The following is a 20509-nucleotide window of genomic DNA, read 5'->3' on the forward strand; positions in this document are numbered from 1 at the left end:
TCCTGCGCGTCATGGCTGCGCGTGCCGAGAAGCGCCGAGTCGCCGCAGAAGGACTCACCTCATGACGACCCCGCGACCCATTTGCCCTCCCGACCACCGGCACGAGGCGGCCAACTCCTGCTACAGCCACCACGGCTGCCGCTGCTTGCCCTGCCGACTCGAGAACGCTGCCCGGCAGGCAACCTACGCTGCGGAGAAGAAGGCGGGATTCACCCGCATGGTCGACGCGCAGAACAGTCGGGAGCACATCCAGCTCCTGCAGTCATTCGGTATCGGAGCCCGCCAGGTCGCCACCCTCGCCGACGTCAGTTACGCGAGCGTGGAGAACATCCTCTGGGGTCACGCCGTCAAGACGCCCACGCGATTCCGCCCCCGCATCCCCGCATCCAAGGTCCACCGCAACACCGAGGCCGCGATCCTCGCCGTCAAGGCCGACCCCTGGTCACTCGCCCCCTCCACCCGCATCCCCTCACGAGGCGCACATCGACGGCTGCAAGCTCTCGTCTGCAACGGATGGAGCCTCCAAGCGCTCGGCCTCCACATCGGCATGTCAGCCGAAGCCGCCCGACGCTCCCTCTTCAACGACACCGTCTACGCAGACACCTTCTGGCGAATCGCCAGCATGTACGACGAGCTCTGGAACATCGAACCTCCACAGGACACACCTGAGCAGCGCGGCTCCGCCACCAAGATGCGCAACTTCGCCACCGACCGCGGATGGCTCCCCGCACTCACCTGGGACGACATCGACAACGACCCGACCCCACCCAAACCCGAACGCGACGGCGCCATCGACGAGATCGCCATCGAACTCGCGATCGCCGGAGAGCGTGTCCGTCTCAACACGGCCGAGCGGCATGAAGTCGTGAAGCACTTCCACGCCCTCCGCTGGTCCGACGGTCGCATCGCCGACGTGGTGTCCGCCGACCCTCGCACGATCCTCCGCGACCGCCAAGACCTCGGCCTCGCGGCATGGGACCAGAACGACCTCATCGACAGGAGCGCAGCATGAGCGCTTTCGTCTGCGAAACGCCCGCAACTTCTGTTGCGACCGAAATGAGGTTGCTGTGATGGCACGGCATCGGGTCGATATCCAACGTTTCGGGGGCATGGTGCGCCGAATCGTCCGAGCGTATGGACGCCGCTTCGAGGACGAGGGCGACGAGCCCGAACTGGCCGAACTATTCGGCCTCCTCGGTGACGTCGAGGACGCACTGCAGCTCACCGTCGACCAGCTCCGCGACCGTGACGTGTCCTGGGCGGCGATCGGTCGAGCGGTTGGCATGACCGGTGAGGGTGCCCGCAAACGGTGGGACCGCGACCGGAAGTCGAGGGCAGCATGACCGGACTCAAGCCCCCGTTCCCCTACTTCGGCGGAAAGCAGCGTATCGCTGAGCAGATCGTCGCGCGGTTCCCCAAGCACGATCACTACGTCGAGCCGTACTGCGGTGGGCTCTCCGTTCTGCTGGCGAAAGCACCGTCCAAGTTCGAGACGGTGAACGACCTCGACGGCGACGTGATGACGTTCTGGCGAGTCCTTCGCGACCAGCCCGAGGATCTCGAGCGTCTGTGCGCACTCACCCCGCACTCACGGGAGGAATCGCTTCTCGCAAGAGATCGCCGGGAACTGACGGATCTCGAGCGGGCCCGGCGTGTGTGGGTTGCACTCACTCAGCGGAGGGGCGGACAGCTCCAGGCGACCGGATGGCGGTACAACATCGACCCTTCCACCGCATCGACCCTCTCCGTCGCGAAGTATCTGAACGCCTATGTCAGCAGGATCGCGCCAGCAGCCGACAGGTTGCGCACGGTGGCACTCGAGAGCCGTCCCGCACTCGAGATTATCGACGCATACGGCGGATTCGAGGACGTCCTCATCTACGTCGATCCCCCGTACCTCGGTGCAACACGCGGATCCTCGAACCCCTATCGGCACGAGATGAAGACGGCAGCCCTCCACACGGAACTCCTCGAGGCGCTCCGAACCGTCAGGGCGAACGTCGTCCTCTCCGGCTATCCAAGCGACCTCTACGACAGAGCCCTGGCGGGCTGGTGGAGGGAAGAGATCGGCGCCTCCACCGGGCAATCGAACGGCCGCTTCGACTCCGCACGGACGGAGGTCCTCTGGGCTAACTACGACCTCACCATGCACAGCGACGCCGCCCTCGACTTCGGTGACTGGGACGTGACGGCATGAGGGCTGACATCGAGATCGCCGGGGCCGAGACCGGCGCACACCTTGAAGCAACAAGAGGAGCCGCAGCCCGAACAGCAGCTGCGCTCGCCCGCATCGACGCGCTGCAGTCCAACGCACCTCAGTGCTGGATCTGCGGCCAACGCACGGCCAAGCCCGACCGGTTCGGCCTCTGCTCCAAGAGCACACCCCCACACGTCGCCGAACGGCAACGCCAGAGGAGGGACGCATGAGCCGCATCTTCGCGCTCGCCGCGTCCCACTGGCGGTCGCTGCGTGCCGAGTACGAGATCTACCGGGAGGGCGCGTACGAGCGCGCCGAGACGGACTGCAACGGAGTCCTACTCAACGCGCGCGGCAAGAAGGCCGGCATCGACCCGTACAGCCTCTTCATGGGCAACGAGACCCGGGCGCTGGCCTACGCGTCGGAGGAGCTCGTCGACCACTGGGGGCGGCACCCGCGACTCACGTTCGCCGAGTTCGAGAAGCAGCACCTGGAGTACGTCGCATGATCACCCCCAAGTACGAGCAGCAGCCGAAGCCGACCACGGCGGAGTCGGCCGAGGCGTACGCGATGGTGAAGTTCCGATCGCTCGGGATGTGCGAGATCTGCGGCAAGGCGCGAGCGACCGAGACCCACCACCGCCTGCACCGCTCGCACGGCGGCCTCGACATCATCCAGAACCTGCTGCACGTGTGCGGATGGGGCAACCACACCGGCTGCCACGGCGACGCGCACTCGCGCTCCGATCGCTACGACAACGGGTGGGCGGTCCGAACCGGCAACGATCCGGCCCTCCGGCCGGTCCTGTACCGAGGGCGACTGCGCATGCTCACCGCAGACGGGTGGGCCGTCTGATGCCGATCCCCATCACTGCGACGCTGTACGCCGTCTACTGGCCGGAGCACCAGGTCCTGAAAGTCGGTCGCACGAACAGCGAGGATCGACGGTTCGCGGAGCTCACGGCGACCGGTGGGCTGGTGGTGATGCTCATGCGCGACATGCTCGCCGGACATGAGCCCGCCGCCCTGGCCTCGGTCGCGGGACGGTTCGAGCGCGCGTTCGCGACAGCTGCCGAGTCCGAGCACATCGTCCACCGCACTCGTGGGTTCACCGAGTGTTTCCGCGTCGCACGCCGACAGCTCGCCGACGCAATCGATTTGATCCTGGAGGGGATCGTCACCCATGACATCGAGCAAGAGACCGAACCGGCGCGGCCGGACGATCACTCCGGAGATCTTCGACGCCCTCGCATCGCTGCCGGATGGTCCACGGCTGACCGAGCTGGGGATGAGGGCAATGATCGCCGACGACCATGGCCGCGGTCGGGTGAATCTGCGGACGATGCTCGCGACCTTGTACCCGCGGACGTACGCGGTGACCGAGGAGACGCTGACCGATCATCTGTTGCTCCTGGACGAGGCGGGAGCGATCGACCTGTACGTCGATGGGAACGGGTCGAGCATGTTCCAGTTCGTCGACTGGCCGTACGTCGACCGTCCCGGCAAGGAATTGCTGCCGCCCCCACCTCTCGCGAACGGTTCGCGAGTCACTCGCGAATCGTTCGCGGCAGAGGAGAGGGAGCGTGCGGGCGAGTGGGAGAGCGCGAGCGAGGGAGAGCGCGAGAGCGAGGGCGAGAGTGCGCCCCACTCGCGAACCACTCGCGAGTCCCTCGAGAACGAGACGTCCATTCCCAACCCGTTCTGCCCGACCCACATGCCTGCCGGAAGCGGCGGGGTTCCCTGCATCGATTGCCAGGACGCCCGCCTCGCTCACCAGATGGTCCTCCGCCACCGCCGCGAGGAGACCCGACGCCGGCGAACCGCCCCCGACACCGACCCCCACTGATCTTCACCTGACACGTCCCAGAGAGGACCAACCATGAAAACGAAAGACCGCACTGCCCGCCCGAAGTTCGACCCACCGATCCCCGTCTCCAGCTTCCTCATCGGCATCGCTGTCGGTGTCGTCGCGTTGGTCGTGCTCCCGGTCGTCGTCGGGGGTGGCTGGTGAGCACGAAGACCCGACGGCTGACCCGCCGCATCAACCTCAACCTGCCTCCCGAGCGGTGGCCGGTGAATCACAACCGTCTCGTCGCCGAACGGAAGCGGAAGCACCGCACACCCATTGCGGCCCCGCGCATCCCCACAATCGCTGCCGCTTTCCATGCGCTGACAGACGGCGCCCTGGATGCGGCTCGAAGCGCAACGCACCTGGTCGCCGCATTCAACACTGCAGCCGAGCGGATGGAGATCGCACGCGAGTTCCGAATCCTCGACAACCTCGCCGCCCGCGGATTCGACGTCCGCACCGAACACGACGCGCTCGCCGCACGAGAGGCCGCGCTGAACGCACCCGAACTGGAGGAGAGTCGATGACTCAGCTGATCGACCCGCACGACTTCTTGACCGACGAGCAGAGGGCGGAGGAGGTCGCGACATGGAGGCTCACTCGAGCACTCCGCGAGGCGCCTGAGCTGTTCACCCACGCACGCGCTCTGACGCTGTCTCGGGCGGAGGCCGGCGAGACGTTGTCCGAGTGGAACGCTCCGATGCGGATCACGGTCGAGGACGACGCCTCGGACGCCTATGCCCGCCTGGGCGAGTGGGTGGAGAACTTCGCGATGTGGTTGAACATCGCTCCCCCGGTCTCGCACATCGCCGCGCAGCGTATCCAGCGGGGCGACATGCAGGGATTCCGGGCTGGGGTGACACCGGAGGGCGCCGGGCTCTTGGTGAACCTGCTTACCTCGTGGCTGGCGATCCATTCGACGAGGATCGCCACCCACGACGCCCACCCCACCTACCGGGAGGACGTCACGTCTCTGCTGTGGCGGCTGCGCAGCAAGTACCCACTGGACAGAGGCCGCGAGCGCGACGTTCTCCCGCGCACGTGCCCAGAGTGCGGGATCCCGGGTGTGCAGGCGGAGTGGTGGTCGCAGAACAATGCCGACGTCGAGGTGTCTTGCATGATCTGCGGGTTCACGATCGACCCGGCCGACTACAAGCGGATTCTGGAGTGGATCCTGCCTCAGGCGGAGCGGACCACCTGGGTGGACTCGCTCAAGGTGTATCCGCGCCGGTGCACCGGCTCGGCCGACTGCAGCGCTCCCGTGCACATCCACGGCTGCTACGCGGACACCGATGCGGCATCGTGCGAGCACGACGACGAGCACCCGACCCGGACTGCTGGGGGTGCGGAATGAGGTTCACGGCGCGCGCGATCGTCCTCCTCGGCGTCCTCTACGACGCGTTCGACCTATTCGTCGACCCGCACCTGACGACCGACCCGGCATGTGTCCGGTATCGCCCTGCCCGGTCCGGGAGTTGGCTCGACCGCCATTCCCGCGGTCGAGAGTGCGGTCGATGTAGAGCACGGTTCAGGCACCTACGCCCGGCGTTTGACTCCGTCGGTCTGCGCAGCGTCGAGCACCCACGCCCGGTGCCTGCCCCTCCCACGACCGAACCACCGACGAACGAACCTCACCCCCGCCCGGACGTGGGAAACGACCACAGGGGCAGCACCCCAAACGGTGAAGACCGCCAGAACCCAGGAAACGAAATCAGCCATACCGCGCTACATGCGGCCGAAACGGAGACACCAATGCCCACCAACGAAACACCCCCACTCGTCGACATCACCGGCACCACCGTCCACGACCTCGGCGAAGACGGAGACTCCTTCATCGTCGAAGGCACCCAAGACGTGCACATCGCGCTCGCCGCGGTCGACGCTCACGCTCTCATCTCGTATGGGGCACGCTCTGACGAGTTCGAGGACGTGCACCGTCTCCTCCCCGTCGCCCGAACGACGGTCGGCACGTGGTGGTGGCGGGAGCACTGCTCCCACGACTCAGAGCTCGTCTCCGTCGGGGTGGACCTGCCGCCGGCGCTGTTCCGTGGAGTGAGGGTCGACCTGTGAGTGCCGCAGACCGTACAACTTCGGATTCTGAGACAGGAGACCAGCAATGAACGGCGGAACTGAGTGCGCGCACTACGAGGACCGCTACGGGCGCTGCATTGACTGCGGCAAGACGTGGGAGCAGCGGAAGGCGGAAAGCGCCCCAGACCACGAGAACAGGAGCGAGTGATGAGCAAGAGCATTTGGTACAACCCTGACCACGACTTCATCGGATCGACTGGCGTAGACACACTCGAGGAGCTGGCCGCTCTCGTCCTCCAGGACGGCGAGGTCGCGGAGCTGTTCGATTCACCGGCGACGGTCGAGTCCATAGTGGAGGAACTCGACACGTTGAGCGTCGAGCCCTTCATCATCCCGTCCGCGCACCTCCATCGCGAGTCGTACGACACCGGCTACTCGTGGCCCTGTGCGATCGACGCACGACCTGGACGCGGATACGTCAAGGTCGTCGGGGTCCACCGATGAGCGTGCTGCGTCTGCGTGACCGCTGGGTGATCCTGCTCGACACGCTCGGCGGCGAGCTGCTGGGGCGCACGGTCGATCACCACCTCACCACCGACCCCGCGTGCGCACGCTACCGTGCGCCGCGTCCGGGTAGCCGGCTCGATCGAGTCTCGCGCGGACACTCGTGCGGGCACTGCATGGCGGACCGCGCATTCGGCCGGACCCCAGACCACACGAACAGGAGCCGATGATGGACCGCGAACAGATCAAGGCCGACATGGTGACGGCTCTGACGCTTCGAATGCGCAACGGAGGCCGGCACCTCCACCACCGCTCGTGCATCCACAACCTGCCGCCCGAGGAGCAGATCGCGCTTCGAGGGCGAACGGTCGAGCAGTGGTTGGCGCTGCACGGCTCGATGCCCACGCAGATCACCCCCGCCGAGTGGGAAATCGAATCGCCGTTCGGGACCTCAGACCACACGAACCGTAGTTCGGTCGATCCCGGGAGGGACGAATGAGCGCGATCAGGAAGGGCACCTGCGGTGCACCAGGACCGTACAACGCCCACTGCACAGAGGATCCGATGCACCAGTACTCGTGCTACGACGCGGGCGCCGATGTCAGCTTCAACGAGGGCATGATGCGCGACGCCGACCTCGTGCACGCGTGCGACGACCCGAACTGTGAATCGCACGGTGAGCGGCCTGGGGGCACCCGCGTGACAGCCCACTACCCGCTCCTCATCGAGGTCGAGACCGGCGACCCCGACGACCCGGAGCTTCGCGAGACCGGTCATGAGGTCCAGGAGCGGTGCGGGTGCACCGTCGATCTCCGACACGACTACGGACACGACAAGGAGAACTAGAGACATGAGTGACGACTACAACAAGCTGATCGTGGAGCTTCGCGAGGACGCGGCCGGGTGGCGTGCGTCTGCTGAGGGTCTGAAGGGGCGGCAACTGTTCGCGTTCTTGGGTGCGGCTCGGATGATGGACCGCGGGGCGGCAACTGTTGCGGCTCTGGCGGCAAGAGACGAGCTGTGGCGGGAGCAGGATGCGAGCCTGCGAGATGACATTCGGACACTCGTGGCGGAGCGTGACGCGTTGCGGGCGGAGTTGAAGACGCTCGCGGATGACTTCGGGGAGGCCCGGAACTACATCGCAGCCGAGGCACCGCACAAGCCAACCCTTTCCCACATGGACGAGGTGCTCACACGCACGGGAGCGGTCATCGATCCGGTTGAGGGGGAACAGCCATGAGCCGCCGCATTCCAGCGAGCGATGACCCGCGTCCCTGCCGCCACTGCGGTCACCCGGGCACCGAACACACCCGCACCACAGGACCGAATTCGATCGGACGGTTCTTCCACCGCGGATGCGCAGATGGCTGGGTCAGAGGCTTCGGATGGCTTAGCGAGACGCGCGGCGCCTGCGGATGCGGCCTCTATGAACCGAAACGCTGGTGGCAGCGCCAGAGGAAGGCAAGCATATGGTGAACATCCCAGACGAAGTGTTGAACCTCGCAGCCCAGGGCATGTGGGACATCGATTCAGTTGGCCCCGATTCAGTGTGGAATGACCTGGCCCCGTCATTCCGTGCGTCGCTGATGACCCAGGTGGAAGCCGCTTGCCAACCGATCGCTGAGTGGGCACGGAAGGAAGCACTCGCCGAGGTGCTGAGCACGTGCGAGCAGAACAGGGTCTTCCTTCGAACGGTCCGCAGAGACTACATCGAGGAAGACTTCTCGGATCCGCTCGTCAAGATCGCGGTGATTCGTGCGCTCGTGGAAGGAGAAGCTAGTGCCTGAGTACACGCCCACAACTGAGCAGGTTCGGGAGATATGGGTAGACGCAGTAGGCGACCACCCGACGCCGCGCCTGCATGCGGGAGGAGTGTTCGATCGCTGGCTCGCAGATCACGACGCCGTGGTCCGGAACGAAGCACTCCTGACCGCGGCCGCCAGGATCGAATCGTTCTTCCCTGACCCTCATGCTGAGGGCGAAGGATGCGACGACTGTGACGCAATCCGCGCGCTCGCCGCATCCCTGCGGGAACTCGTTGAGGGCGAGGGGCAGCGACCGGACTGATGACGCGCAACCTCGCCGACCCGAACGACACATGGTGGACGATCGACCAGACCGCCGACCACTTCGACATCAAGCGCCGAACAGTCATGGACTGGATCCGCGCCGGCGACCTCACCGTGTACGGCAACACCAAACTGATCCGACGAACCGACGCACTCGCTGTATTCAGGGCACGGCGCAAGCAGCAGAGGGAAACACGCTTCGATCGCGGATGCTAGCGATGGGGTGGGGTGGTGCCGGGCTGTAGTGCCGGACTCCCCCACCCCTCCGTCAAACTACTTGCCGAGCGCCGAACGGACGGTGCCGCGGTTGATGTCCGCGAGAACCGCGATGGTGGTCTCGGGGATGTCCGCGACGCTGGCGACTTGGATTGCCATGCGCAGGTTGGATCGTGCAGCGGAAAGCTTCGCCTCAAGTTCTGCGATGGAGTGGCCGATGGAGGCCACATCCTCGCGAGCGGGTTTGTCGCCCTCCTCGGCGACCGCGAGCAGCGCGTCGAACGCCGTTTTGGTGAGGTCTCCGGTCGTCGGGATGGCGGACCATTCCATGACGAGTTCGCGGAGTCGCTCCTCGGCCTTTGCCCCGATTGGGGCGCGTCGGTGGGCGCGGGCGATGAGATCATCGAGTTCGTTCGTCATGTACATCACTATACAGCGAGTGTATAGCTCTATACAACCCGCTCAGTCACCGATCTGACAATTGGACCGCGAATGATGCGGTAACGTACTTTTCCCTGTTAGCATGGCGCTACGCAAGCGTGCACGCCGGGCGAGATCGATACTCGAACTCCGCCCGGCTTCTGCATGTCTGGGGCACCTATAGCGTGTCAACGGGTCGGAGGAACGAGAGATGTCCTTGTTCAGAAAGAAGCGGGTTCAGCCTGCCGAGCCGCCGACCTTCACGCGGACGATCTTTCGAAGCTACGAGATCCCCGCGGACCGCACGCCCGAGTCGTTCGCGTTCATGGTCGAGCTCCTCTGGGGTCACGTCATCGACGAGTTGTGGACCGATGATGCAAACGATGTCGACGACATCACCGAGTATGCCCACGAGGAGTTCTACGACGTTCGGGTGATCGCGAAGGACGGCCGCGTAGAAGAGCGTCCTTGCCCGGAGCAACACTAGGTCGGCGCAGCGCCAGTTCGTCAGCCAATCTCGTCGGCGGGGTGATCGTGGCAGCGGGCATCCCGGGACGGACCACAGCGCAGCATCGGAAGAACCGGGCCGCGCTCAAGCAGCTGACCCGTGACCACAACCTCCCGTGTGCACTGTGCGGGCAGCCCATCGACTGCGACATCCCGCGTGGCGATCCCGACGCGTTCGAGTACGACCACGCCAAATCGATCACCGCGTACCCCGAGCTCGCGGACGACCCGAGCAACGGTCAGCCGAGCCACAAGCGCTGCAACGGCAGCAAGGGGCAGGGCGACGGACGCCCCGGTCTAGGAGACCCGTCAGAGATCTGGTGAGAGGAACAGCACCATGGCAGCAGTAACCGGCTCGACCATCGTCGGCACTGTTCGGCTTGAGCTGTTCGCCCAGGTCGAGGGCGTCGAGACGCAGGGCCACCTGGGCACGTGCGAGCTTCCCATCCGGTTGACCAAGGTGCCCTCCCTCGATCCCGCACCGGCCGTGCGGGTGCAACTGGAGCTGTCGAAGGCGGACCTTGCTGATGCGCTGCGTGAGCTCGCGGCCGCGATCGATGCCGACGCGCAGCGCGACTGATCCCCGCTCGCGGGGAGGGGCGGTCAAATAGCTAGCGCGTGTCGGACGGCAGTCCACCGGTAGTGAATCGTCCCCCTCCGCCCTTGTGTTGTCCCACGTCCACCCTGTCCCACCCTCCAGGAGGTGGCCCTGATGGCGCTCTCCGACGAGGACCGTCGGAAGCGCGACCGAGAGCGAAAGCGCAGGCAGCGAGCCGAATCCAAGAACGCGCCCAAGCTCGTCGCGCTGCCGAAACCACCATCCGATTCCGCGGACACCGACGGACTCGAAAGTGGGACATCTGCGGACACGGACCTGTCCAAGCTGACGAACTACGCCGCCGCCGTGGAGGTCATTGGCGGGTTGGACGTTCCGGTCGGTTCCCGGGCATTGGTCGCCCTCGTGTTGACGCTCGCCCGGGACCTTGACGGGTTCATGAACGTGCCGCAGCGGTCGTCGATCGCGACCCGCTACCTCGAGGCGATGGACCGGTTGCGGTCCGAGGCGGCGCCGGTCGAACGTGACGAGCTGAACGAGCTGCGCCGTTCGTTCTACGAGGGAGCTGTGCCGGATGACGCCGACAGCGACTCGAAGCCGAAGCGGCGGAACGCGTAAGCCAGCCACCCGGAAGCCGACACCGGTTCGAGGGCACGAGGTGCCTCGCGTATTCACCCCGCCGCTTCGGCCGTTGACGCCGAAGACCAGTGCCGGGTTCGCCGCGATCCGGTTCGCTGGGTGGCTGCACGAGCAGGTGCGTGGCACGCAGTACGCCGACCTGGCGCCGGCGTTGATTCCCTGGCAGTGCTGGTTCCTGATCCACGCGCTCGAGCTGCTTCCCGACAACTCCTACCGGTTCAAGCTGGTGCTGCTGTGGGTCGCCAGGCAGAACGGCAAGACGTTCATTGCCGCTCTCCTGATCCTGTTCCGCATGTTCGTGGACGGGGATGCTCAAGTCATCGGTGTGGCGCAGAAGCTCGCCACGGCGAAGAAGACGTGGGAGCACGCGCAGGCCATCATCGACGCGGTCCCCCGGCTCCGGCAGGAGCGTGCCGGACAGTCGAACACCAACGGTGAACTGTGGTTCGCCCTCACCGGGCGGCAGCGGTACTGGGTCGACTCGGCCGACAACGGCGGTCGTGGGCTGACGTTCGATCTGGTCTTCATCGACGAGATCCTCAAGCACAAGACGTTCAAGGCGTGGTCGGCGCTGTCGAAGACGACCAACGCCAGACCGCGGGCACAGATCATCGCCGCGTCCAACGCCGGAGACCTGGACGCGATCGTGCAACGGCACCTGCACGCGATGGCGATGAAAGCCATCGAGGCCGATGACCGGGAGACCACGATCGGGCTGTTCTGGTGGTCGCCGCCGCCGGGCATGCCGCTGGACACACCGGAGGCGTGGGCGTTCTCGAACCCCTCCCTCGGGTACACGATCACCGTCGCCACCGTCCGCGGCGACTGGGCGACCGACCCGGCACCGATCTTCGCCTCCGAGGTGGGGAACCTCTTCACCGAGGCCGGGACCGGTGGCCCATTCCAACCCGGCCGGTGGGCAGCCGGAAGCGACCGTCTCTCCAAGCGCCGCGACGGCGCCCCCGTGTACATCTGCATCGAGGTCTCCCACGACCGCACGATGGCGCACATCGGGTTCGCCGCCGAACGGGAAGACGGGTCCGCGCATGTGGGGATCATGGCCTCCCGTGCCGGAACCGACTGGGTCGTCCCCTGGCTGACGTCCCCCGAGCGACGGTTCACACCAGAGGCGATCACCTTCCAGACCAAGGGTGCCCCCGTGTCCTCGCTCGCACAGGAGTTCGCGGACGCCGGACTGACCGTGACCGAGTGGGGTGGTCCTGACCTGGGCCGGGCAACCGGTCTCATCCTGGACGGCGTCAACCTGGGCAAGGTGTTCCACCGCGCCCAGCCGGTCCTCGACGTCGCCGCCGGGCAAGCGGTCATGAAGAAGCTGGGCGACGCCTACGTCCTCGACCGTGCCGGATCCCCCGGCGACGCCTCCCCACTGTCCGCCATCACCGGCGCCTATTGGCTGCTGAGGACCCCGCCGGAGCAGATCGTTCCGCGCGTGAGAACCATTCAGAGGAGACGTCGTGGGCAGAGTTCGTGACGCGTTGCGCGCCCTCACCGGGCGCGGGTCCGAGCGCCGCTCGCGCCGCCTCCCCTCGCTGTGGGGGCAGCGCACCTCCTCCGGGGTGACGGTGGTACCCGAGAACGCACTGCAGGTCAGCGCCGTTCTCGCACCGGTACGGCTGGTATCCGAATCGATCTCCGGTCTGCCGGTGTCGGTCGTCATCCGCAAGGGCGCCGCCCGGGTCCCCGCCCCCGCGACCGACCCGCTCGTCCCGCTCCTGACTGATCGGCCGAACCCGACGATGGACTCCGGGGAGTTCTGGCGCACCGTCGTGGCGTGGATGCTGATCCGCGGCAACTCGTACGTGTACGTCCAGCGCAACGGCGCCGGTGCTGTGACCGGGCTGTGGCCGGTCCCGCCGTCGATGGTGCAGGTGCTGCGCACCTCGTTGGGCATGTTCGCGTACCGCCTTGGCCACGACCAGAAGAACACCTGGCTGCCGGTGGAGCCCGGCTACGTCGCCACCCACACGGAGGTCCTGCACTACCGGTGGTTCGGCACCGGCCCGGAAGGGCTCTCCCCGATCGGTGTCGCACGCGAGCAGGTCGGGATCGCGGTCGCCGCGACGGGCTACATCGGCGGGTTCTTCGAGCGCGACGCCACCCCGGAGACCGTGATGACGGTGGCCGGGAACCTCACCGACGTGCAGTACAACCGGCTCCTGGATCAGATGGAGGACCGTCACAAGGGGTTCGACAACGCGCACCAGATCGCCGTGTTCGAGGGCGGCGCGAAGCTGGAGCGGTTCAGCCTCTCCCCGGCGGACGCCCAGTTCCTCGCGATCTACAAGCTCACCAAGGGTGAGATCGCGAACCTGTACGGGGTTCCGCCGCACAAGATCGGTGACCTCGACAAGGCCACGTTCTCCAACATCGAGCACCTCTCGATCGAGTTCGTGCAGGATGCGCTTCTGCCACCGATCGCCCGCCTCGAGCGGGTCACCCGGCAGCTGTTCACCGACCCGGACATGCGGCTCAAGTTCGACCCCAAGGGGTTGCTGCGTGGCGACACCGCTGCACAGACCGCCCGCTACACGGCGGGCCGTCAGTGGGGGTGGCTCTCCGTCAACGACATCCTCCGGTTGGAGGACGAGGAACCGATTGACGGCGGCGACACCTACCTGACGCCGTTGAACATGGTCCCGGCCCCGGCAGAGACCGTCACCCGCGACGGAGCGACGCCGCTCACCATCCCCCAGCTGCAGCCCACCGGCTACCGGGCGCTGCGCTCCAAGCGCAACACGGTGGCGCCGGCCGAAGCGGCACCCGCCTGGGTGACCCGGCTGACCGACATCCTGAACACCCACGTCGAGACGCTCCGCGACGACGCACTCTCCGCAGCACAGGCCAACCAGCGGGCCACCCGCACCCTGGCCGGTCTCGATCAGGGCGACTGGGACGACGTCCTCACCGACGAGCTCGCCCCCGCGTTCGCGGGAATCGTGGACGAGTTCGGCAGCAGGGCAGCCCTCGCCCTCGGCGGGGCGTTCGCTCTCGCCCAGACCGTCAACTGGGTACAGGCAGCCTCCGCCCGGCAGGCACGGAACATCAACGACACCATCTGGGCGGCGCTGGCCGACCTCGACCCGGAGGCGAGTCTCCTGGACGCCGTCGGCGCCGTGTTCGATGCCGCCCTGACCCGGATGGCGGAAGTAGCCGCGTCGGCGGTCAACTCCATCGGCGGGTTCGGCCGCAACGAAGGCGCCCGGCAATCCGGTGCCAACAGCAAGACGTGGCTGGTCAACAGCGCCAACCCACGACCGTCACATGCGTCCATGCACGGCGAGACCGTGCCGATGGATCAGCCGTTCTCCAACGGCTGCATGTGGCCGGGCGACCCGTCCGGCGGTGTCGATGAAGTAGCCGGCTGCAGTTGCGGCGTCGAGTTCGAATTCTGAAAGGACCCACCCAGATGACCCGCACCTTCGAGCGGCGCACGTTCCCGCTGCACGACATCCAGATCCGCTCCGTGAACGAGGACGCCGGACAGCTGCACTTCACCGGCCGTGCCGTCGTGTACGACCAGCTGTCGGAAGACCTCGGCGGCTGGCAGGAGGTGACCAAGCCGGGCGCGGCCACCCGCACCCTCGCCGCCAACCCGGACGTCCGGTTCCTGATCAACCACGACGCGAACCTCCTCCTGGCTCGCACCGCAGCAAGCACGCTCCGGCTGTCCGAGGACGCCGACGGCGTCCTGGTCGACGCCGACATGGCCGACGTCAGCTACGCCCGCGACCTCGCTGTGTCGCTGGAGCGTGGCGACATCAACCAGATGTCGTTCGGCTTCTGGATCACCTCCGACTCCTGGTCCGGGACCCTGCACGAGGTCCGCGAGTTCGACTTCGAAGGCGGAGACGTCTCCGTGGTCACCTTCCCCGCCTACACCCAGACCTCCGCCGAGCTGCGCACCCGGGCGCAGACGCACCTGGCCGAGCTGCGCGGCTACCCGCGTGAGCGCGCCCAGCGGCGACTGACCGTGATCGACCTGCTCGTCAAGAACTAACCCAGCCACCCACGTACCCGTCCGAACGGTGCGGGTCACCACCAACAAAGAAAGAGGCAGCCACCCATGGCTTCATCTGTCGAGCTCCGCCAGGAGCGTGCCCGCACCGTCGAGGCGATGCGGACCATCACCGAGACCGCCGAGAGCGAGAACCGGGACCTCACCGCCGAGGAGCGTCAGAGCTTCGACCGCGGCGAGACCGACTTCCAGTCCCTCACCGAGCGGATCAACCGTCAGGAGACGCTCGAGCGCCGCAACGCGGAGCTCGGCGTCGAGGTCAACAGCCCCGACCGCGGCGGCGATACCCAGGCCGGCGGCGACACCGAGCAGGCGGTCCGCGACCGGCGCAGCGCCTTCCTCCGCTTCGTCCGCGGCGGCGCCTCGGCCCTCGCCCCCGAACAGCGGGCGCTCGTCCAGAACCCGGCGGGCGAGATCCTGGTCCCCGAAGACCTGGAGGCCGAGATCATCCGCTCGGTGCCGAAGCTGAGCATCATCCGCGGCCTCGCCGGACAGCGCGACACCACCCGCAACCGGGTCCGCCGTCGCTCCCTCGACGAGGTCACCGTCGGATGGGGGAAGCTGGAGACCGGCGGTCAGACCCTCACCGACTCGATGCCGGGCACCCCCACCGAGGAGTGGACCTACATTGAGGACCTCTACGGGCTCGCCAAGATCGGCGAGGACGAGCTCGACGACAGCGACCAGAACCTCGAAGCGTTCGTCACGGACTCCTTCGCCCGGGCCGCCGCGGAGGCGGAGGACACCGCGTTCACCGTCGGCACCGGCCACACCGGCAAGATCCCGGTCGGGATCTTCTCCGCCGCCGGAGAGGTGAGCAAGATCGTCTCCGCTGCCACGGACTACAGCGGCACCGGTGCGAACGCGCCCGGCAAGCTGATCGACGACCTCAAGGCGCTGATCTACGGGGTGCCGAAGCAGTACCGCCAGAACGGCAGCTTCCTGCTGTCCTCGATCACCGAGCTGTTCCTGTCCACGGTCAAGGACAGCAACGGGCAGTACCTCTGGCAGCCCTCCACCCAGGCCGGACGGCCGAACACCTTCCTCGGCTACGCGATCGGCAACCAGGAGGATATCGCCTCCGCCGCTGCCGGGAAGCTGATCGCCGCGTTCGGTGACTACTCCGCCGGATACCGGGTCTACGACCGGCTCGGCATCACCGTCCAGCGCCTGACCGAGCTGTACGCCGAGGACGGCATGGTCGGCTACAAGTTCCGCAAGCGTGTCGGCGGCGACGTCGTCCGCCCGCAGGCGATCAAGCTGCTCGCCACCAAGGCCAGCTGACCCAGCACCCACACGGATGGGCAGGGCGCACACGACGCACCCTGCCCATCCGGCCGCTGCCCATCCCTCGACTGCGCGGAGGCGACCATGACTGACCCGGCTGGCGCCACCACGGACCTTCTGATCACGGTGACCGAGCTCGTCACCCTGCTGGCTGATCCGATCCCCGTCGAGACGGCCGGACCGATCGCCGCCGCCGCCTCCGGCGCCGTCCGCGACTACTGCCGATGGCGTCTCGCCGGTCCCGCCACGCAGACCGTCACTCTCACCACCCGTGGCGAGGGCACCATCTTCCTCCCCAGCCTCCACGTCACCGCCATCACGGACGTGCGTGAACTGGATCAGCCCATGACCGAGCGCATCGACTTCGACTGGGACGACACCGGTGCCCTCGAGCGCATCGGCCGGCGGTGGCCGAGACGGCGCCGAGCCGTCACCGCCACCATCACCCACGGATACGACCGTTGCCCCGATGACGTCGCGCAGGCCATCGCCGCCGCCGTCGGCCGTGGCGTCTTCGCCCCCGCCTCCGGGGTGGTGTCCGAGTCCACCCTCTCCGCCAGTGTCAAGTACGCCTCCAACGGCAACGCCGCCGCCACCAGCGCGTTCCTCCCCCACGAGCTCGCCGTGCTCGACAAGTACCGGATCGGGCAGAGCCGATGACGCTCCCCGGCTTCGCCACGGACACCGTCATCCGATTGCGTTACCCCACGATCCGGGATCACGGGGTCGAACGCATCGACTACACCGCGACACCGTACCGCCACCCCATCGACGGCTGCTACCTCGAGCCGCTCCCGAGCGTCCAGGTCGACGGCGGCCGCACCGCCATCAGCAACGGATGGACGCTCGCCGCCCCGCCCGGCAGCGACATCATCGCCGGCGACCACATCGAGTACGTCGGCATCGAATACGGGCTCAACGACGGCGACCCGCAACACATCGGATCCCCGACCGGGCGACTGGCCCGCACGCAAGCCACGATCACAGTTTGGAACGGATGATGGCCAAAGGACGAGTCGAGATCGACATCGCCGGGTTCAACGAAGCACGCAGAGACCCGGCGATCCAGGCCGAACTGCACCGGATGGGTGCGCAGATCGCCGCCGCCGCAGGCGGGGCACCCGACTTCGAGGTCATCGACTCGCCCAGCGCAACCCGTGCCCGCGTTGTGGTGAAGACCGCCACCGTCGAGGGGCGTCGCGCCGAAGCCATCGACCGGGCGCTCTCAAGGGCCATCAATGCCCACCGCTGACCTGATCCTGTTCCCCGACGAGATCGACATCGCCTGCACCCTCATCGACCAGGCACTCGCCACAGCAGGCGAACAGGACGTTTCGGCGCTCGGCCGCGTCCCGTCTGTGCGCCCGCGCGAGTTCGTCCGCGTGATCGCCGCCGGCGGGATCCGCGAGACGCTCGTCACCCGCCGCGTCACGCTCCTGCTCGAGGGCTGGGCTGCCACCGAGACACGCGCCCGTCGGCTCTGCGATCTCGCGTGCGCGGCGATCTACGCCGCCGATTCCGACCTGTTCGGCACCGACGAGCCCGGTACGCCGGCCAATCTGCCCGATCCGGTGTCGAAGCAGGAACGCTACACCGCCACCGTCACCACCAGACTGCGCGCCTCACGCGCGTAACCCATCCGCAGGGGTCAGCACCGCTGCCAGGAAAGGGCACACAGATGACAAACAACAACCGCAACGCCGTCGTCGGCAAGCCGAAGGTGTCCGGCGGTCTGCTCGTCGCCCCGGTCGGTACCGTCACCCCGACCGACGAAGTCGCCGCACTGGACCCCGCGTTCGGGGCTGTCGGCTACCTCACCGACTCCGGTCTCAAGCGTGGCGAGAAGACCGACTCCGAGACGAAGAACGCCTGGGGCGGTGACCCGCTGATCACCATCCAGAAGTCCAGCGAGTTCACCTCGAAGTTCGGCATGGCCGAGTACCTGAACCCGCTCGTGCAGTCCGTCATCTACGGCGCCGCCAACGTGACCACCAAGGCCGCCACCACCACGGCCGGCAACAAGCTCGCCATCAAGGGCACCGGCACCCCGTCCCCGCACAACACGTGGGTGGTGGAGATGTTCTCCGGTGACGCCCGCGGCCGCATCGTCTACCCGGACGCGCAGATCACCGACCGGGAAGACGTCGAGTACAAGGACGAGGACATCGCCGCCCGCGGTGTCACCCTCACCCTGTTCCCCGACGCCACCGGCGCCTACTTCTACGAGTACTGGGACGACGGCCAGAAGCGTCTGGCCAGTTCCTGATGAAGACCGGGGCGGCGAGGGTCGTGTGCTGACCCCGCCCTCGTCGCCCCTCCATCTCTCGGGTCAGCACACCCACCACAACCACGACGAAGGGTCAGCCCAATGTCTGCATTCCAGGTGCCGAAATCCAAGGCGTCCAAGGACCAGAACCGTTTCATCTTCACCATGCCCGGCAACGACCGCGAGTACTCGGTCCCGCTGCTGAAGTTCATCAAGCCGGCGCTGCTGCTCAAGTTCGACCAGCTCAGCGAGATCGCCGCGTTCGCGTCCATCGTTGACGCTTACCTGCCCGACGTGTTCGACCAGTTCGAGGACTCGACCCAGTTCGAAGTGTTCATGGAGCAGTGGAAGGAAGAGTCCGGGATCGACCTGGGGGAATCCGAAGCCTCCACCGACTCCTAACGGAGCACGGAGAGGCCGTCCGCTACGACCTTCTCGCCCTCGGGCTCCGCCTGGACCAGCTCGGCACCCCCGACCTGTCCTGGGTGGACCTGAGGGCGATCGTGCGCCACGCACCCCTGACCTCTGCGTTGAGCCGCGCCCGTCGCGGCGACGCCGCCGCCTACGAGGTGAACGAGTACCTCCTCACCGCGGTCCTGAACGTGCTCCGCACCATGTCGTGGCAGCTCGGCGCCGACGACAAAGTGCCGCGACCGGATCCCCTCCTCCCGCCCGGCGTCGACCCGCAACTCGACGCGGACGCTCACGTCCCTGGCGACTCGATGACCATCGAAGAGCTGCACGAGCGCCTCGGCTGGCCACCCCCCTAACTACACGCGAGGGAGTCCGACCATGGCAGCAGAGGGTGCGAAGCTCGCCACCGCCTGGCTGGAACTGGTGGTCTCCACCAAGGGCGCTCAGAAATCCATCGTCGATGAGATCGGATCGACCGCGACCAAGTCCGGTCAAATCGCAGGCAACTCGCTCGGTTCGTCCCTGCTGGGTGGGCTCAAGCGGTTCGCCGGGCCCATCGCCGCGGTTGCCGCCGGACTCAGCATCAAGAAGGTCATCTCCGACTCCACGAAGGAGTTCAACGCGCTCGCCGGGTCGACCAACGCCCTGCAGCGCATCGCCGGCGGCACCAAGACCGAGGTGTCTGGTCTCGCGGGGGCGATGAAGCTCGCCGGTGTCAACAGCGATCAGGTGATGGGGTCGCTGACGATCTTCTCGAAGAACCTCGGCAACGCGACCGGCGACGCGGACAAGGCCGCCGCGATGCAGACCAAGCTCGGCACCTCGTTCCTCGACGCCGCCGGCAAGGTCAAGCCGATGTCGGACATCCTCCCGGGGCTGGCCGACAAGTTCAAGGCGATGCCCGACGGCGCCGAGAAGACCGCCCTTGCTACGCAGCTGTTCGGCCGTTCCGGCACACAGATGCTCCCGTTCCTCAACAAGGGGTCCGAGGGCATCGCCGAGCTCACCGCCCAGGCCGGGAAAATGGGCCTCGTCCTCGACGACGTCTCGGGCAAGATCTTCGCCAAAGCGCGCGCATCCACCCGCGAATACCAGACCTCGATCCAGGGGTTGCAGGTCCAGCTCGGGCAGAACTTGGTGCCCGTCATCACCGCCGTGCAGAACATCTTCCGGCAGGCGATGATCCCCGTCCTGCAAGCCGTCACCGGGTTCCTGATGAACAACCGGGACGCGTTCCTCAAAGTCGCTGACGGGGCGCAGGCATTCGCTGACCGCGTCGGCGGTGCCATCTCCGGACTGTTCGCTCTGTTCAGCAAGGGCGACGTGACCGGCGGGTTGCTGCGCTCCCTCGGGCTGGAAGAAGACTCGAAGGTGATCGGGTTCCTGCTCTCGGTCCGTGAGGCCATCACCGGCGTGTTCGACGGGTTCAAGAACGGCACCGACGCGGTTGGCGCCAACCAATCCGTGTTCGCGGCGTTCGGCGCCAGCCTCTTCGCCGTATTCGCCCAGGTGAGGGAAG

35 protein-coding genes are annotated in these 20509 nt (G+C 66.9%); 34 read left to right on the forward strand and 1 reads right to left on the reverse strand.

Translation table 11 applies throughout. The features are described 5' to 3' along the window. Nucleotides 1–61: 61 nt before the first annotated feature. The 18 genes from U870_RS0118565 to U870_RS0118665 all read left to right on the forward strand — a co-directional run bounded on the left by U870_RS0118565 (nucleotide 62) and on the right by U870_RS0118665 (nucleotide 8865). A complete protein-coding gene (locus tag U870_RS0118565) occupies nucleotides 62–1012 on the forward strand; it encodes a hypothetical protein (protein WP_025158877.1) in 951 nt (316 codons plus the stop codon). A 97-nt stretch (nucleotides 1013–1109) separates the two neighbouring features. Further along, a complete protein-coding gene (locus U870_RS0118570; RefSeq protein ID WP_025158878.1) occupies nucleotides 1110–1343 on the forward strand; it encodes a hypothetical protein in 234 nt (77 codons plus the stop codon). Next, the gene (locus U870_RS0118575; RefSeq protein WP_025158879.1) at nucleotides 1340–2197 is read left to right on the forward strand and encodes a DNA adenine methylase; all 858 of its coding nucleotides are present in this window, start codon (nucleotides 1340–1342) and stop codon (nucleotides 2195–2197) included. Before U870_RS0118570 ends, U870_RS0118575 begins: the two co-directional genes overlap by 4 nt. Before the next feature lie 226 nt (nucleotides 2198–2423). After that, nucleotides 2424–2705 carry a hypothetical protein gene (locus U870_RS0118585; RefSeq protein WP_025158881.1) on the forward strand — a complete coding sequence of 94 codons (282 nt, stop codon included), beginning with the start codon at nucleotides 2424–2426 and terminating at the stop codon, nucleotides 2703–2705. Next, nucleotides 2702–3052 carry an HNH endonuclease gene (locus U870_RS23315; protein WP_025158882.1) on the forward strand — a complete coding sequence of 117 codons (351 nt, stop codon included), beginning with the start codon at nucleotides 2702–2704 and terminating at the stop codon, nucleotides 3050–3052. The genes U870_RS0118585 and U870_RS23315 overlap by 4 nt, the downstream gene beginning before the upstream one ends. A gap of 327 nt (nucleotides 3053–3379) precedes the next feature. Beyond that, complete coding sequence (locus tag U870_RS0118595) at nucleotides 3380–4042, forward strand: hypothetical protein (protein WP_025158883.1); 663 nt, start codon at nucleotides 3380–3382, stop codon at nucleotides 4040–4042. Nucleotides 4043–4075: 33 nt separating this feature from the next. Beyond that, nucleotides 4076–4207: a hypothetical protein gene (locus U870_RS25075; RefSeq protein WP_275886609.1), complete on the forward strand. Its 132-nt coding sequence runs from the start codon at nucleotides 4076–4078 to the stop codon at nucleotides 4205–4207. Beyond that, nucleotides 4204–4572 (forward strand): hypothetical protein, encoded by a 369-nt coding sequence (locus U870_RS0118605; RefSeq protein WP_025158884.1) that lies wholly within the window; start codon nucleotides 4204–4206, stop codon nucleotides 4570–4572. Before U870_RS25075 ends, U870_RS0118605 begins: the two co-directional genes overlap by 4 nt. Continuing rightward, nucleotides 4569–5399 (forward strand): hypothetical protein, encoded by an 831-nt coding sequence (locus U870_RS0118610; protein ID WP_025158885.1) that lies wholly within the window; start codon nucleotides 4569–4571, stop codon nucleotides 5397–5399. The genes U870_RS0118605 and U870_RS0118610 overlap by 4 nt, the downstream gene beginning before the upstream one ends. Nucleotides 5400–5797: 398 nt before the next feature. Continuing rightward, nucleotides 5798–6115 carry a hypothetical protein gene (locus U870_RS0118615; RefSeq protein ID WP_025158886.1) on the forward strand — a complete coding sequence of 106 codons (318 nt, stop codon included), beginning with the start codon at nucleotides 5798–5800 and terminating at the stop codon, nucleotides 6113–6115. Nucleotides 6116–6283: 168 nt separating this feature from the next. Further along, nucleotides 6284–6580: a hypothetical protein gene (locus U870_RS0118625; RefSeq protein WP_025158887.1), complete on the forward strand. Its 297-nt coding sequence runs from the start codon at nucleotides 6284–6286 to the stop codon at nucleotides 6578–6580. Continuing rightward, entirely contained in the window at nucleotides 6577–6810 is a 234-nt protein-coding gene (locus U870_RS0118630) for a hypothetical protein (RefSeq protein WP_025158888.1), read from the forward strand. Before U870_RS0118625 ends, U870_RS0118630 begins: the two co-directional genes overlap by 4 nt. Beyond that, a complete protein-coding gene (locus U870_RS0118635; protein ID WP_025158889.1) occupies nucleotides 6810–7079 on the forward strand; it encodes a hypothetical protein in 270 nt (89 codons plus the stop codon). Before U870_RS0118630 ends, U870_RS0118635 begins: the two co-directional genes overlap by 1 nt. Next, entirely contained in the window at nucleotides 7076–7426 is a 351-nt protein-coding gene (locus U870_RS0118640) for a hypothetical protein (protein WP_162819189.1), read from the forward strand. Before U870_RS0118635 ends, U870_RS0118640 begins: the two co-directional genes overlap by 4 nt. Before the next feature lie 4 nt (nucleotides 7427–7430). Continuing rightward, nucleotides 7431–7820: a hypothetical protein gene (locus tag U870_RS0118645; RefSeq protein WP_025158891.1), complete on the forward strand. Its 390-nt coding sequence runs from the start codon at nucleotides 7431–7433 to the stop codon at nucleotides 7818–7820. Between the two features lie 232 nt (nucleotides 7821–8052). Next, nucleotides 8053–8367, forward strand: a complete 315-nt coding sequence (locus U870_RS0118655) for a hypothetical protein (RefSeq protein ID WP_205288794.1) — start codon at nucleotides 8053–8055, stop codon at nucleotides 8365–8367. Next, nucleotides 8360–8647: a hypothetical protein gene (locus tag U870_RS0118660; protein WP_025158894.1), complete on the forward strand. Its 288-nt coding sequence runs from the start codon at nucleotides 8360–8362 to the stop codon at nucleotides 8645–8647. The genes U870_RS0118655 and U870_RS0118660 overlap by 8 nt, the downstream gene beginning before the upstream one ends. Then, nucleotides 8647–8865, forward strand: coding sequence for a helix-turn-helix domain-containing protein (locus tag U870_RS0118665; protein ID WP_025158895.1), 219 nt, complete (start codon nucleotides 8647–8649; stop codon nucleotides 8863–8865). Before U870_RS0118660 ends, U870_RS0118665 begins: the two co-directional genes overlap by 1 nt. Nucleotides 8866–8922: 57 nt before the next feature. Here U870_RS0118665 and U870_RS0118670 read toward each other — a convergent pair whose 3' ends face one another. After that, nucleotides 8923–9285 carry a hypothetical protein gene (locus U870_RS0118670; protein WP_162819190.1) on the reverse strand — a complete coding sequence of 121 codons (363 nt, stop codon included), beginning with the start codon at nucleotides 9283–9285 and terminating at the stop codon, nucleotides 8923–8925. Nucleotides 9286–9496: 211 nt separating this feature from the next. On the opposite strand from U870_RS0118670, the gene U870_RS0118675 reads away from it, so the two are divergent. From U870_RS0118675 to U870_RS0118750, 16 genes are all read left to right on the forward strand, one after another. Then, nucleotides 9497–9772 (forward strand): hypothetical protein, encoded by a 276-nt coding sequence (locus U870_RS0118675; RefSeq protein ID WP_025158897.1) that lies wholly within the window; start codon nucleotides 9497–9499, stop codon nucleotides 9770–9772. Between the two features lie 41 nt (nucleotides 9773–9813). After that, nucleotides 9814–10116 (forward strand): HNH endonuclease, encoded by a 303-nt coding sequence (locus tag U870_RS22775; protein WP_025158898.1) that lies wholly within the window; start codon nucleotides 9814–9816, stop codon nucleotides 10114–10116. A gap of 13 nt (nucleotides 10117–10129) precedes the next feature. After that, complete coding sequence (locus U870_RS0118685) at nucleotides 10130–10372, forward strand: hypothetical protein (RefSeq protein ID WP_025158899.1); 243 nt, start codon at nucleotides 10130–10132, stop codon at nucleotides 10370–10372. Between the two features lie 132 nt (nucleotides 10373–10504). Beyond that, nucleotides 10505–10966, forward strand: coding sequence for a hypothetical protein (locus tag U870_RS0118690; RefSeq protein ID WP_025158900.1), 462 nt, complete (start codon nucleotides 10505–10507; stop codon nucleotides 10964–10966). 40 nt (nucleotides 10967–11006) lie between these two features. After that, complete coding sequence (locus U870_RS0118695; RefSeq protein WP_162819191.1) at nucleotides 11007–12479, forward strand: hypothetical protein; 1473 nt, start codon at nucleotides 11007–11009, stop codon at nucleotides 12477–12479. Next, the gene (locus U870_RS0118700; RefSeq protein ID WP_081815350.1) at nucleotides 12463–14400 is read left to right on the forward strand and encodes a phage portal protein; all 1938 of its coding nucleotides are present in this window, start codon (nucleotides 12463–12465) and stop codon (nucleotides 14398–14400) included. Before U870_RS0118695 ends, U870_RS0118700 begins: the two co-directional genes overlap by 17 nt. 14 nt (nucleotides 14401–14414) lie before the next feature. Next, nucleotides 14415–15005 (forward strand): HK97 family phage prohead protease, encoded by a 591-nt coding sequence (locus U870_RS22780; protein ID WP_025158903.1) that lies wholly within the window; start codon nucleotides 14415–14417, stop codon nucleotides 15003–15005. 66 nt (nucleotides 15006–15071) lie between these two features. Then, complete coding sequence (locus U870_RS0118710; RefSeq protein ID WP_025158904.1) at nucleotides 15072–16307, forward strand: phage major capsid protein; 1236 nt, start codon at nucleotides 15072–15074, stop codon at nucleotides 16305–16307. 87 nt (nucleotides 16308–16394) lie between these two features. Then, a complete protein-coding gene (locus U870_RS0118715; RefSeq protein ID WP_025158905.1) occupies nucleotides 16395–16970 on the forward strand; it encodes a hypothetical protein in 576 nt (191 codons plus the stop codon). After that, entirely contained in the window at nucleotides 16967–17311 is a 345-nt protein-coding gene (locus U870_RS0118720) for a hypothetical protein (RefSeq protein WP_025158906.1), read from the forward strand. Before U870_RS0118715 ends, U870_RS0118720 begins: the two co-directional genes overlap by 4 nt. Beyond that, nucleotides 17311–17562, forward strand: coding sequence for a hypothetical protein (locus U870_RS0118725; RefSeq protein ID WP_025158907.1), 252 nt, complete (start codon nucleotides 17311–17313; stop codon nucleotides 17560–17562). The genes U870_RS0118720 and U870_RS0118725 overlap by 1 nt, the downstream gene beginning before the upstream one ends. Further along, nucleotides 17549–17944 (forward strand): hypothetical protein, encoded by a 396-nt coding sequence (locus U870_RS22785; protein WP_025158908.1) that lies wholly within the window; start codon nucleotides 17549–17551, stop codon nucleotides 17942–17944. Before U870_RS0118725 ends, U870_RS22785 begins: the two co-directional genes overlap by 14 nt. A 44-nt stretch (nucleotides 17945–17988) precedes the next feature. Beyond that, nucleotides 17989–18576 (forward strand): hypothetical protein, encoded by a 588-nt coding sequence (locus tag U870_RS0118735; protein WP_025158909.1) that lies wholly within the window; start codon nucleotides 17989–17991, stop codon nucleotides 18574–18576. A 102-nt stretch (nucleotides 18577–18678) separates the two neighbouring features. Beyond that, nucleotides 18679–18978: a hypothetical protein gene (locus U870_RS0118740; protein WP_025158910.1), complete on the forward strand. Its 300-nt coding sequence runs from the start codon at nucleotides 18679–18681 to the stop codon at nucleotides 18976–18978. Between the two features lie 101 nt (nucleotides 18979–19079). Then, entirely contained in the window at nucleotides 19080–19346 is a 267-nt protein-coding gene (locus U870_RS0118745; protein ID WP_162819192.1) for a hypothetical protein, read from the forward strand. 22 nt (nucleotides 19347–19368) lie between these two features. Beyond that, nucleotides 19369–20509 (forward strand): hypothetical protein (locus tag U870_RS0118750; protein WP_025158912.1); only part of this gene is annotated, 1141 nt, incomplete at its 3' end.

The organism is Leifsonia aquatica H1aii (genome assembly GCF_000633535.1).
Classification (GTDB): domain Bacteria; phylum Actinomycetota; class Actinomycetes; order Actinomycetales; family Microbacteriaceae; genus Leifsonia; species Leifsonia aquatica_A.

What these genes read in the sequence shown, in the direction of transcription:
- U870_RS25075 (WP_275886609.1), top strand. Translation starts at nt 4,076, where the DNA reads ATGAAAACGAAAGACCGCACTGCCCGCCCGAAGTTCGACCCACCGATC.
- U870_RS22785 (WP_025158908.1), top strand. Translation starts at nt 17,549, where the DNA reads ATGCCCACCGCTGACCTGATCCTGTTCCCCGACGAGATCGACATCGCC.
- U870_RS0118625 (WP_025158887.1), top strand. Translation starts at nt 6,284, where the DNA reads ATGAGCAAGAGCATTTGGTACAACCCTGACCACGACTTCATCGGATCG.
- U870_RS0118575 (WP_025158879.1), top strand. Translation starts at nt 1,340, where the DNA reads ATGACCGGACTCAAGCCCCCGTTCCCCTACTTCGGCGGAAAGCAGCGT.
- U870_RS0118615 (WP_025158886.1), top strand. Translation starts at nt 5,798, where the DNA reads ATGCCCACCAACGAAACACCCCCACTCGTCGACATCACCGGCACCACC.
- U870_RS0118710 (WP_025158904.1), top strand. Translation starts at nt 15,072, where the DNA reads ATGGCTTCATCTGTCGAGCTCCGCCAGGAGCGTGCCCGCACCGTCGAG.
- U870_RS23315 (WP_025158882.1), top strand. Translation starts at nt 2,702, where the DNA reads ATGATCACCCCCAAGTACGAGCAGCAGCCGAAGCCGACCACGGCGGAG.
- U870_RS0118585 (WP_025158881.1), top strand. Translation starts at nt 2,424, where the DNA reads ATGAGCCGCATCTTCGCGCTCGCCGCGTCCCACTGGCGGTCGCTGCGT.
- U870_RS0118640 (WP_162819189.1), top strand. Translation starts at nt 7,076, where the DNA reads ATGAGCGCGATCAGGAAGGGCACCTGCGGTGCACCAGGACCGTACAAC.
- U870_RS0118570 (WP_025158878.1), top strand. Translation starts at nt 1,110, where the DNA reads ATGGTGCGCCGAATCGTCCGAGCGTATGGACGCCGCTTCGAGGACGAG.
- U870_RS0118645 (WP_025158891.1), top strand. Translation starts at nt 7,431, where the DNA reads ATGAGTGACGACTACAACAAGCTGATCGTGGAGCTTCGCGAGGACGCG.
- U870_RS0118735 (WP_025158909.1), top strand. Translation starts at nt 17,989, where the DNA reads ATGACAAACAACAACCGCAACGCCGTCGTCGGCAAGCCGAAGGTGTCC.
- U870_RS0118670 (WP_162819190.1), bottom strand. Translation starts at nt 9,285, where the DNA reads ATGACGAACGAACTCGATGATCTCATCGCCCGCGCCCACCGACGCGCC.
- U870_RS22780 (WP_025158903.1), top strand. Translation starts at nt 14,415, where the DNA reads ATGACCCGCACCTTCGAGCGGCGCACGTTCCCGCTGCACGACATCCAG.
- U870_RS0118685 (WP_025158899.1), top strand. Translation starts at nt 10,130, where the DNA reads ATGGCAGCAGTAACCGGCTCGACCATCGTCGGCACTGTTCGGCTTGAG.
- U870_RS0118565 (WP_025158877.1), top strand. Translation starts at nt 62, where the DNA reads ATGACGACCCCGCGACCCATTTGCCCTCCCGACCACCGGCACGAGGCG.
- U870_RS0118665 (WP_025158895.1), top strand. Translation starts at nt 8,647, where the DNA reads ATGACGCGCAACCTCGCCGACCCGAACGACACATGGTGGACGATCGAC.
- U870_RS0118635 (WP_025158889.1), top strand. Translation starts at nt 6,810, where the DNA reads ATGGACCGCGAACAGATCAAGGCCGACATGGTGACGGCTCTGACGCTT.
- U870_RS0118610 (WP_025158885.1), top strand. Translation starts at nt 4,569, where the DNA reads ATGACTCAGCTGATCGACCCGCACGACTTCTTGACCGACGAGCAGAGG.
- U870_RS0118740 (WP_025158910.1), top strand. Translation starts at nt 18,679, where the DNA reads ATGTCTGCATTCCAGGTGCCGAAATCCAAGGCGTCCAAGGACCAGAAC.
- U870_RS0118690 (WP_025158900.1), top strand. Translation starts at nt 10,505, where the DNA reads ATGGCGCTCTCCGACGAGGACCGTCGGAAGCGCGACCGAGAGCGAAAG.
- U870_RS0118630 (WP_025158888.1), top strand. Translation starts at nt 6,577, where the DNA reads ATGAGCGTGCTGCGTCTGCGTGACCGCTGGGTGATCCTGCTCGACACG.
- U870_RS0118725 (WP_025158907.1), top strand. Translation starts at nt 17,311, where the DNA reads ATGGCCAAAGGACGAGTCGAGATCGACATCGCCGGGTTCAACGAAGCA.
- U870_RS0118715 (WP_025158905.1), top strand. Translation starts at nt 16,395, where the DNA reads ATGACTGACCCGGCTGGCGCCACCACGGACCTTCTGATCACGGTGACC.
- U870_RS0118675 (WP_025158897.1), top strand. Translation starts at nt 9,497, where the DNA reads ATGTCCTTGTTCAGAAAGAAGCGGGTTCAGCCTGCCGAGCCGCCGACC.
- U870_RS0118595 (WP_025158883.1), top strand. Translation starts at nt 3,380, where the DNA reads ATGACATCGAGCAAGAGACCGAACCGGCGCGGCCGGACGATCACTCCG.
- U870_RS0118720 (WP_025158906.1), top strand. Translation starts at nt 16,967, where the DNA reads ATGACGCTCCCCGGCTTCGCCACGGACACCGTCATCCGATTGCGTTAC.